The sequence below is a fragment of the Pseudoalteromonas sp. Z1A6 genome (assembly GCF_011378745.1).
Classification (GTDB): domain Bacteria; phylum Pseudomonadota; class Gammaproteobacteria; order Enterobacterales; family Alteromonadaceae; genus Pseudoalteromonas; species Pseudoalteromonas arctica.
In genome coordinates, this window is sequence record NZ_WTKW01000162.1 from 1 (window position 1) to 9,393 (window position 9,393).

The 9,393-nt window shown below is 38.8% G+C and carries 9 protein-coding genes and 4 tRNA genes; 5 read left to right on the plus strand and 8 right to left on the minus strand.

What is annotated here, in order from left to right:
- Positions 1 to 116: 116 nt before the first annotated feature.
- From GQR46_RS11430 to GQR46_RS11445, 4 genes are all read right to left on the minus strand, one after another.
- Positions 117 to 193 (minus strand) — tRNA-Pro (locus tag GQR46_RS11430).
- A 14-nt stretch (positions 194 to 207) separates the two neighbouring features.
- Positions 208 to 283 (minus strand) — tRNA-His (locus tag GQR46_RS11435).
- A gap of 23 nt (positions 284 to 306) precedes the next feature.
- Positions 307 to 383, minus strand: a tRNA-Arg gene (locus GQR46_RS11440).
- Positions 384 to 438: 55 nt separating this feature from the next.
- Positions 439 to 515: transfer RNA gene (locus tag GQR46_RS11445), tRNA-Pro, on the minus strand.
- 352 nt (positions 516 to 867) lie between these two features.
- On the opposite strand from GQR46_RS11445, the gene folD reads away from it, so the two are divergent.
- A complete protein-coding gene (gene folD / locus GQR46_RS11450; protein ID WP_002958348.1) occupies positions 868 to 1,722 on the plus strand; it encodes a bifunctional methylenetetrahydrofolate dehydrogenase/methenyltetrahydrofolate cyclohydrolase FolD in 855 nt (284 codons plus the stop codon).
- Between the two features lie 72 nt (positions 1,723 to 1,794).
- Here folD and cysS read toward each other — a convergent pair whose 3' ends face one another.
- Positions 1,795 to 3,174 (minus strand): cysteine--tRNA ligase, encoded by a 1,380-nt coding sequence (gene cysS / locus GQR46_RS11455; protein WP_165741004.1) that lies wholly within the window; start codon positions 3,172 to 3,174, stop codon positions 1,795 to 1,797.
- Between the two features lie 155 nt (positions 3,175 to 3,329).
- On the opposite strand from cysS, the gene GQR46_RS11460 reads away from it, so the two are divergent.
- The 3 genes from GQR46_RS11460 to GQR46_RS11470 all read left to right on the plus strand — a co-directional run bounded on the left by GQR46_RS11460 (position 3,330) and on the right by GQR46_RS11470 (position 5,495).
- On the plus strand, positions 3,330 to 3,821 hold the full coding sequence (locus GQR46_RS11460) for a peptidylprolyl isomerase (RefSeq protein WP_165728738.1): 492 nt from the start codon (positions 3,330 to 3,332) through the stop codon (positions 3,819 to 3,821).
- 87 nt (positions 3,822 to 3,908) lie between these two features.
- Positions 3,909 to 4,646: a UDP-2,3-diacylglucosamine diphosphatase gene (locus tag GQR46_RS11465; protein ID WP_165728737.1), complete on the plus strand. Its 738-nt coding sequence runs from the start codon at positions 3,909 to 3,911 to the stop codon at positions 4,644 to 4,646.
- Positions 4,647 to 4,700: 54 nt separating this feature from the next.
- On the plus strand, positions 4,701 to 5,495 hold the full coding sequence (locus GQR46_RS11470) for a transporter substrate-binding domain-containing protein (RefSeq protein WP_165741005.1): 795 nt from the start codon (positions 4,701 to 4,703) through the stop codon (positions 5,493 to 5,495).
- Here the strand turns inward: GQR46_RS11470 and miaE are convergent.
- Entirely contained in the window at positions 5,492 to 6,253 is a 762-nt protein-coding gene (miaE, locus tag GQR46_RS11475) for a tRNA isopentenyl-2-thiomethyl-A-37 hydroxylase MiaE (RefSeq protein WP_010553847.1), read from the minus strand. The genes GQR46_RS11470 and miaE overlap by 4 nt on opposite strands.
- 206 nt (positions 6,254 to 6,459) lie before the next feature.
- Here miaE and GQR46_RS11480 point away from each other — a divergent pair, with 206 nt between their 5' ends.
- Entirely contained in the window at positions 6,460 to 7,059 is a 600-nt protein-coding gene (locus tag GQR46_RS11480; RefSeq protein WP_007580923.1) for a Yip1 family protein, read from the plus strand.
- Positions 7,060 to 7,175: 116 nt separating this feature from the next.
- On the opposite strand, the gene purF is transcribed toward GQR46_RS11480, so the two are convergent.
- A complete protein-coding gene (gene purF / locus GQR46_RS11485) occupies positions 7,176 to 8,702 on the minus strand; it encodes an amidophosphoribosyltransferase (protein ID WP_007580920.1) in 1,527 nt (508 codons plus the stop codon).
- Between the two features lie 18 nt (positions 8,703 to 8,720).
- On the minus strand, positions 8,721 to 9,215 hold the full coding sequence (locus tag GQR46_RS11490) for a CvpA family protein (RefSeq protein ID WP_007376853.1): 495 nt from the start codon (positions 9,213 to 9,215) through the stop codon (positions 8,721 to 8,723).
- Positions 9,216 to 9,393: the final 178 nt, after the last annotated feature.

Below are 9,393 nucleotides of genomic sequence, written 5' to 3' on the forward strand. Positions count from 1 at the left end.
CCCTTGGACCCAAACCAAGTGCGCTACCAAACTGCGCTAATCGCCGACATTGAAGAGTTAACTTCTTTTTTCATACTGAACACTTAAACTGAGAGTTTAAGACCATTTTAAGAAAATGGTCGGCGATGCAGGATTTGAACCTGCGACCCCTTGGACCCAAACCAAGTGCGCTACCAAACTGCGCTAATCGCCGATATTCGTTGTAAATGGGGTGACTGATGGGGCTCGAACCCACGACAACCGGAATCACAATCCGGGGCTCTACCAACTGAGCTACAATCACCGCTATATTTACATGTTTTCAAATGGTGCACCCAGAAGGATTCGAACCTTCGACCCACGCCTTAGAAGGGCGTTGCTCTATCCAGCTGAGCTATGGGCGCATCGAAAACTTCATAGTTTACCAATAAGCTATTCGATTATAATAAATTATAAAAATGGTCGGCGATGCAGGATTTGAACCTGCGACCCCTTGGACCCAAACCAAGTGCGCTACCAAACTGCGCTAATCGCCGAAACTTATTATTGTTAGCGAGTGACCTCGTTGACAACGGGGTGCATAATAGTGATTTGACGGGGTTAGGTCAAACGTTTTTTTAATAAAACCAATCAAGTGCTCATTTTTAGTGCACAATGGTTAAATATTACAATAGTAGGCTGAAATTTAAACTATTTAATAACTCAAATGTTATATACATTAAAAGCAACTTGGCGCTGCTATGCTTTTCTGCGAAAATGGTAGGCACATTATAAAACGAGTTAAATAAAGAGTATGTTTTCTTTATTAGCATTTTTACCCCTATTTTATTATGCATTCGTTTTTAGAGTATCGGTATCTAGTTAATTAACCCCAATTAAAGGTCACCCATGACGGCAAACATCATTGATGGTAAGGCAATCGCAAAACAAGTACGTAGCGCTGTAGCAGAACGCGTAAGTGAACGTGTAGCAAATGGTTTACGTGCACCAGGACTTGCAGTAGTACTTGTAGGACTTGATCCAGCAAGCCAAGTTTATGTTGGTTCAAAACGTAAAGCCTGTGAAGAAGTAGGTTTTATCTCCAAATCATTTGATTTACCAGCAGACACGCAAGAGCAAACTCTTTTAGATTTAATTGACGAGCTAAATAATGATGCCGAAGTTGATGGAATTTTAGTGCAGTTACCACTGCCAAAAGGTCTTGATGCTGAAAAGATTTTAGAACGCATTACCCCACATAAAGATGTTGATGGATTTCATCCATATAACATTGGTCGATTAGCACAGCGTATGCCTGCCCTTCGCCCATGTACCCCTAAAGGTATTATTACATTACTTGATTCAACGGGTGTACGTTATAAAGGGATGCATGCAGTTGTCGTTGGCGCGTCAAATATTGTTGGTCGTCCAATGTCGCTAGAGCTTTTATTAGCGGGTTGTACTACCACAGTATGCCATAAGTTTACTCAAGACTTAGAAACGCATGTTCGCCGCGCTGACTTATTAGTTGTGGCTGTAGGTAAACCTGAATTTATACCTGGAGATTGGATAAAAGAAGGCGCTATAGTCATCGATGTAGGCATTAACCGTTTAGACACGGGTAAATTAGTTGGTGATGTTCAATACAGTGTGGCTGAACAAAAAGCGCATTTTATTACACCTGTACCAGGTGGCGTTGGCCCGATGACGGTCGCTAGCTTAATTGAAAACACACTTGAAGCGTGTGAGAAATATCACAGCTAAGCTGTTAAAAAATCAAAAAAGGGTTGCCATTTGGCAACCCTTTTTTAGTTGAACGTGAATTACTTTAAACGCTTACGCTTTACGCCACGTTGTTTTACCGGCTGAATCTTCAAGTATTACACCTAACGCATTAAGCGCATCACGTGCTTCATCAGCAGCAGCCCAGTTTTTACTTGCACGTGCTTCATTACGTTTTACAATTAATGCTTCAATTGTCGCAACTTCGTCGTCATCTTGCCCGCCTTGTAAAAAAGCTTCTGGTGCTTGTTGAGCAACCCCTAAAACGTTACCAATACTGCGTAATATAAACGCAAGTTGCCCAGCTTGAACTGCGTCACTTTCTTTTACGCGGTTTAATTCTTTAGCAAGTTCGAACAACACAGGTAGTGCTTCTGGTGTATTAAAGTCGTCATTCATTGCTTTTCTAAATTTAGCAACAAACTCATTACCTTCTAAATCGCACTCTACCGGTTCGACATCACGAAGCGCTGTATAAATGCGCTCAAGTGATGAACGCGCTTGGTCTAAATTTTCTTGTGAATAATTAAGTTGGCTGCGGTAATGACCTGAAATTAAAAAGTAACGAACAGATTCAGGATCGTATGCTTTTAAAACTTCACGCACTGTAAAGAAGTTATCTAACGACTTAGACATTTTTTCTTTGTTTACTTGAACCATGCCAGTATGTATCCATGTATTTACATACTGGCCGTTGTTTGCACAGCACGATTGGGCAATTTCGTTTTCATGATGTGGAAACTGTAAATCAGACCCCCCACCGTGAATATCAAAATGCTCACCTAAGTGCTTTGAGCTCATTGCCGAACATTCAATATGCCAACCCGGACGCCCTTCACCCCACGGTGATGACCATGATGGTTCACCTGCTTTTGCTTTTTTCCATAACACAAAATCAAGTGGATCGTCTTTATCTTGCGCCACTTCAACGCGAGAACCTGATTGCAACATAGTTAAATCTTGCTGAGAAAGTGCACCGTATTGCTCAAACGTTGATACATCAAACAAAACATCGCCGTCGGCTGCGACATAGGCATGGCCTTTTTCAATCAAGCGCTTAACCATAACGATAATTTCATCCATATGGCTTGTAACTGTTGGTTCAATATCTGGGCGTAGCATATTTAGGCTATCAAAATCTTCATGCATCGCTTTAGTCATGCGCACAGTTAAGTCGTTTATTGACTCACCATTTTCATTTGCGCGTTTAATAATTTTGTCGTCAATATCAGTAATATTACGCACATATTTTAAATCGTAACCAATATGGCGTAAGTAGCGCACAATAACGTCAAATCCAACAAAGGTACGTGCGTGTCCAATATGGCAGTAATCATAAATGGTGATACCACACACATACATGTCGATTTTTCCTTCGACCATAGGTTTAAATTGCTCTTTTTGTCGCGTGAGTGTGTTGTATATATTTACCATTTACTTTGAGTCCTTAACTATTAACTTGAATAACTATGTTACCACTTGAAAAGCCCCTGCTCTAGCGCTTTATAACAAACCAAACATCTACTTTGTTAATCTTAGTCAACTACGATAAAATAGCGCCAATATTTAAACCGGATATAGGAAAACACATGGTTGTTCTACACACTAATTTTGGTGACATCACCATTAAAATGTTTGAGAAAGAAGCTCCAAACACAGTTAAAAACTTTTTAGAGTATGCAAATGCTGATTTTTTCAACGGCACTATATTTCATCGTGTAATCGATGGTTTTATGGTTCAAGGCGGTGGTTTTGTTCCAGGTATGGAACAAAAAGACGTAAATGATCCAATTCAGAATGAAGCTAACAATGGTCTATCTAATAAAATAGGCACTTTAGCAATGGCACGTACGCCTGATCCTCATTCAGCTACAGCGCAATTTTTCATTAACGTTAACAACAACGATTTTTTAAACCACAGCAGCGAAACGTCGCAAGGCTGGGGTTACTGTGTTTTTGCTGAAGTAGTTGAAGGCATGGACATTGTAAATAAAATTAAAGATGTAGCAACGGGTAGTACTGGTTTTCACCAAGACGTACCTCTTGAAGATGTGATCATCGAAAGCGTTACTGTTAACTAGTAACGTTTACTCATGTTATGTGAGTATGTAAGCGGGTGTATACTATAAGTATATGCCCGTTTTTTTAAAACTAAAATAGACTGACCTATGACTCGTCAAACTTACTTTATTGCAGATTTACATCTAAGTGAAAACCGCCCCGACATTAGCGCTGCATTTTTTGATTTTTTAAATACACATATACTAAATAAAGATGTAGATGCACTTTATATTTTAGGTGATTTTTTTGAAGTATGGGTTGGAGATGACTACATTACTGCACTGAGTGCCGATGTAGCAAAACATTTAACCGCAGTTAATGATGGTGGCACACCTGTTTATTTTATACATGGCAATCGTGATTTCATTATGCGTAAGCAATATGCCGACATGGCCGCAATGACATTACTTGATGAGCAAACAGTCATTGACTTATATGGTACGCCTACCGTTATTTTACATGGCGACGAAATGTGCACTCAAGATACTGAGTATCAAAACTTTCGTAAAAAGAGCCGTGGTTGGTGGTGGCCAAAATTGATGCTTGCAATGCCGCTTTGGTATCGTAAAAAAATAGCGCGTAATGCCCGCGAAAAAAGTAAGTTAAGCCAAGCTGATAAACCTATCGAAATTTTAGACGTTGTCGATGAGGCTGTACTTGCCACCTTTGCCAAACATAACGTTACGAATATGATTCATGGTCATACTCACCGCCCTAATGTTCATACGTATAAAGTTAATGAACAAACACTTACTCGCACAGTGCTAGGTGACTGGTATACCCAAGGCTCTTATTTAGTCGTTACCCCTCAATCACAAGAATTAATTAGCACGCCTTTCGCATAATTTAAAATTCTGACTATTATTTATCTATATATATGAATAATAGTGAGAGGTTGAATGATTAAGCTGTTAATTTTCATCGTAGTAATTGCCATTCCTACACAAGTATTTAGCAAGCAAACATGGCAAATTGTTACAGAAAACTACCCTCCCTATTTTAGCGAAAACCTACCTAGTAATGGCTGGCTATATGAAATAGCCGAATCAGCGCTTAAAACGCAAGGTATTAATAGCGAACCAGAATTCACGACATGGGATCGCGCTTTAAAGCTATTAGAAAAAAACAGAAAAACCGCTATTTTAGGTGCTTTTTATTCATTAAAAAGAAATGAAGTTTTTTACTACTCTCGTCCACTTGCAGTTGCTCACTCAGGAGTTTTCAAACGAAAAGAGAGTGTTATTAGTTTCGATGGTACAGTTCAATCATTAACACCTTATAGTATTGGCACAGAAGACAATGCCTTTGTAAGCCAAGAGTTTGCTAGAAATAGGGAGCTGGCAATAACGTCCACTAAAAGCCTTCCTACAAGCTTATATTTACTACAACAAGGGCGTATTGATTTAGTCGCGGGTACTAAAGAGGTTGGAAATTATTGGCTTGAACACACTAAAACCGAAGATTCAGATGATAATAATATTGAGTACTTATCGCCAGATCTTGCTTCTCATAAACTATATTTAGTTGTCTCTAAATCAAATTATAGAGCCAAAGAATACTTACAAAAATTTAATAGAGGAATTGATATAATAACTAAAAATGGACGCATTGCTAAAATTATGAAAAAACATAATTTCAGCAATCAGAAAATAGCAGAATATATTAATTTTTTAAAAGAAAATGAGGGTATTTAAACAGTGGGAACACCGCTGTGAAATTTAAAATCAGTATCGGTTGTCGAAATTAACTCTTTTTCTTTTTCACCAAAAAAGTTTACGCGATCGGTAATATCAAAATCAGCAATTTCTTGCGCTAGAGTTAAATAATCTTGGTAATGACGCGCTTCTGAACGTAGCAACGAAATATAAAAATCACCTAAACGTTTGTCAACATGCGGTGCAAGCTTTGCAAAACGCTCACACGAACGCGCCTCAATATAAGCGCCTACTATTAGCTTATCGACTAATGCATCGGGCTCGAACGTTTTAACATGACGAAGCATACCTTTTGCGTAACGACATGGTGTAATACTTTGATACTCAACACCGTACTCGTCCATAATTTCGAGCACTTGATAAAAGTGATGCAGCTCTTCTTTTATCAGCAAAACCATTTTATCGATTAGACCTTGCCCGTATGGAGAACTCGATTTAGGAATTATTGATTTAGTGAGCTTATTTTTAGCAGCCAGATCGCGCCAATTCCCTTCTCGTTTGTAAATAAGCGTTTCAAATGGCTTTAGCCACTCGAGTAATGCATCACTACCCTCTTTATCTACCGCGTATTTACGTATTAAAAACATCGCACTTTGAGCTGCTTTTAATTCACAAATTAAGTGATCTATTAAAATGACTGATAAGTTTTCTTTTTTAATTGCTTGCTCCACCCATTGCTCTGGGGTGGTACACAATAAAAAGTTATTAATCGGCTCTAAAAGTTGGCTATGTGGCACGTTGACTGCTCATTACTAAATAAATTTGATAGACCGTTATTTTAACACGAAATTTTGCTTGGGATAAATCAAAGCCCTTATCTGCGTCTAAATGTTAATAACGAGTTAACTTGACTTTGCAAAATAAGTGAACCATAACTGTACATAGACTGTATAAAAATAAATCAACCAAAACAATAATACGTTCCTTTTATGGAGTAAGTACTATGATACTAAATCACCTCTGGGGCATTTATGCTCACCCACTTGAAGAATGGCAAACAATAGATAATCGCCATGAAAGTTTAACCTATAGTTTGTCGCATATTTTACTGATTGCTTTATTTCCTTCAATAATGGGCTACTACTCATCTGTTTATTTAGGATGGAGCATAGGTGCAGGCAATCCCGTATTTTTAACGCACGATAGTGCACTGCTAATTGCAGGTGCAATGTATTTTGCTTTAATAGCGGGTGTTTTTGCATTGGCGTATTTAGCCCATTGGATGGCGGTTACATTTGGCTCTAAACCTACATTTACACAAACACTTGAACTTGCAGCATATACTGCAACACCAGTGTTTATGTCGGCACTCGCCGCTTTTTGGCCTGTACTTTGGTTTGTAGTGTGTATTGGAATTATTGCACTGGCTTACTCGGTTTATTTACTCTATACCGGCGTACCAATACTTATGCATATCCCAGAAGAGCGTGGCTTTATTTACGCCAGCTCGGTAGTAACGTGTGGATTAATATTACTGGTTATTATTTTAGCTGTAACAGCTATGCTTTGGACTAATGGGATTGTTAGCCCAATGTTTACTTAATAAATTTCACCTAAAAAAAGAGTCATGTTTGATAGAAATGTTCCCTTTCTTTCCTTCGCAAAAAAGGAGCTAATTAGCTCCTTTTTTTTGTGTAACGACTTTTTGTTAACTAACTATTAATCAGCTTCATTTTCGTCTTGGTTGTGTATCTCTAAACCTGAAGACATCGCACTTTCGCGGGTGCTTTTTGCTGAATCGTTACGTAGCTTATCAATACGGTTTAAATAGTTTTGATCAATATCGCCAGTAATATATTGGCCATCAAATACTGAAGTTTCAAACTTAGTAATTTCAGGATTTTCTTGGCTAACCGCAGCAATTAAATCTTTTAACGATTGAAAGATTAAACCGTCAGAACCAATACTTGCATTAATATCTTCTACTTCACGTCCGTGAGCAATAAGCTCAGCTGCTGAAGGCATATCAATACCGTACACATTAGGGAAGCGTATTTCAGGTGCTGCTGATGCAAAGTAAACGTTTTTAGCGCCAGACTCTCGGGCCATTTCAACAATTTGTGCTGATGTTGTACCACGAACAATTGAGTCATCAACCAATAATACGTTTTTACCCTTAAACTCGCGATCAATTGCGTTTAGCTTTTGACGCACTGATTTTTTACGCATCTCTTGGCCAGGCATGATAAATGTACGACCAATATAACGGTTTTTAACAAAACCTTGGCGATACGGTAAATCAAGCACACGTGCAATTTCCAGTGCTACATCACATGAAGTTTCTGGGATTGGGATAACTACATCAATATCTTTATCAGCCCATTCACGTGCAATTTTTTCGCCTAGTTTAGTCCCCATGTTTACGCGTGTTGCGTACACAGACATACGGTCTATTGTTGAGTCAGGTCGAGCAAAATAAACAAATTCAAAAATACACGGCGAGTAAGATGCCTTATCAGCACAACTAAGTGAATGGAATTCACCTTCTTCTGTAACATATATAGCTTCACCAGGGGCTACATCACGTACAAACTCAAAACCGTCCGGTTTCAACGCAACGCTTTCTGAGGCAAACATGTACTCAGTACCTTTTTCGGTTTCGCGTTTACCAAATACAAGTGGGCGAATACCATTAGGGTCGCGAAAAGCAACAATGCCGTGGCCGATAATCATAGCAATAGTTGCATAACCACCGCTTACTTTATTGTTTACTTCGGTTACCGCAGTAAAAATATCTTCAGGGTCTAAATGCAACTTATCAGATTTGCTTAATTCATGTGCCATGATATTAAGTAAAATTTCAGAGTCTGATGTTGTATTAACGTGACGACGTGCTTCTGAGAATAACTGCTCTTTTAAAGCTTCTGCATTAGTAAGGTTGCCATTATGGGCAAGTGCTATACCAAACGGTGAGTTAACATAAAAAGGCTGTGCTTCAGATGAGCTTGAAGATCCTGCTGTAGGATAGCGCACATGGCCAAGACCAATTGTACCTTGTAGTCGTTTCATATGACGTGTGTGAAAGGCATCTTTCACTAAGCCATTTGCTTTGCGCAAGCTAAACGTATTATTCTCAATGGTAATGATACCCGCGGCATCTTGACCACGGTGCTGCAAAACAGTTAAGCCATCATAAATCGCCTGATTCACAGGGGATGTTCCGACTATTCCAACGATACCACACATGTAATTTATCCTCGCCGATTAACGGTTTACTGAATTTAAAAAACTCGAGTTGTTTTCTAGGTACGAAAAGAACCATTCAACAACAAAGCCAAATTCTGGAATCAAAATAGAATTGCCCCACCAGTGCGTATTGGGTGCACCAGTAAAAGCATCAAGAAAGAAGAGTAACGCGCTCACGACCAACACGCCTCGTAGAGCACCAAACACTATGCCAAAGACACGGTCGGTACCCGATAAACCAGTACGATGTACAAGTTCACCTAAAATGTAGTTTAGTAAACCGCCTAACAGTAGCGTCGCAAAGAATAATATGGCTATGGCCGCAGCATTTCTTAAAAGGGGTTCAGAAATGGTTGTTAGGAAGGAAGCTAAATATTGGTAAAATAAGCTAGAGATGATAAAGGCGCCAGCCCATACCGCTAATGACATTGCTTCTTTTACAAAGCCGCGTATTAAACCGATGATGGTAGACAATGCAATGATGCCAATAATGGCGTAATCAACCCAGATCATAAGAACCAATTAGTCGCTAATTTGGGGCGCATTCTATACCCAAACATCGTTAGTATGCAAGTTTAAACGGGAGATTACTGGGTTGTAGTCAATACAAAAAATTAACATTATAGAATGGGTATTGTGAGATAAAGATAATGATAAAACAAATATAAATAAATAAAAAAAGGCTTGTGAT

What these genes read in the sequence shown, in the direction of transcription:
- folD (WP_002958348.1), top strand. Translation starts at nt 868, where the DNA reads ATGACGGCAAACATCATTGATGGTAAGGCAATCGCAAAACAAGTACGT.
- cysS (WP_165741004.1), bottom strand. Translation starts at nt 3,174, where the DNA reads ATGGTAAATATATACAACACACTCACGCGACAAAAAGAGCAATTTAAA.
- GQR46_RS11460 (WP_165728738.1), top strand. Translation starts at nt 3,330, where the DNA reads ATGGTTGTTCTACACACTAATTTTGGTGACATCACCATTAAAATGTTT.
- GQR46_RS11465 (WP_165728737.1), top strand. Translation starts at nt 3,909, where the DNA reads ATGACTCGTCAAACTTACTTTATTGCAGATTTACATCTAAGTGAAAAC.
- GQR46_RS11470 (WP_165741005.1), top strand. Translation starts at nt 4,701, where the DNA reads ATGATTAAGCTGTTAATTTTCATCGTAGTAATTGCCATTCCTACACAA.
- GQR46_RS11480 (WP_007580923.1), top strand. Translation starts at nt 6,460, where the DNA reads ATGATACTAAATCACCTCTGGGGCATTTATGCTCACCCACTTGAAGAA.
- purF (WP_007580920.1), bottom strand. Translation starts at nt 8,702, where the DNA reads ATGTGTGGTATCGTTGGAATAGTCGGAACATCCCCTGTGAATCAGGCG.
- GQR46_RS11490 (WP_007376853.1), bottom strand. Translation starts at nt 9,215, where the DNA reads ATGATCTGGGTTGATTACGCCATTATTGGCATCATTGCATTGTCTACC.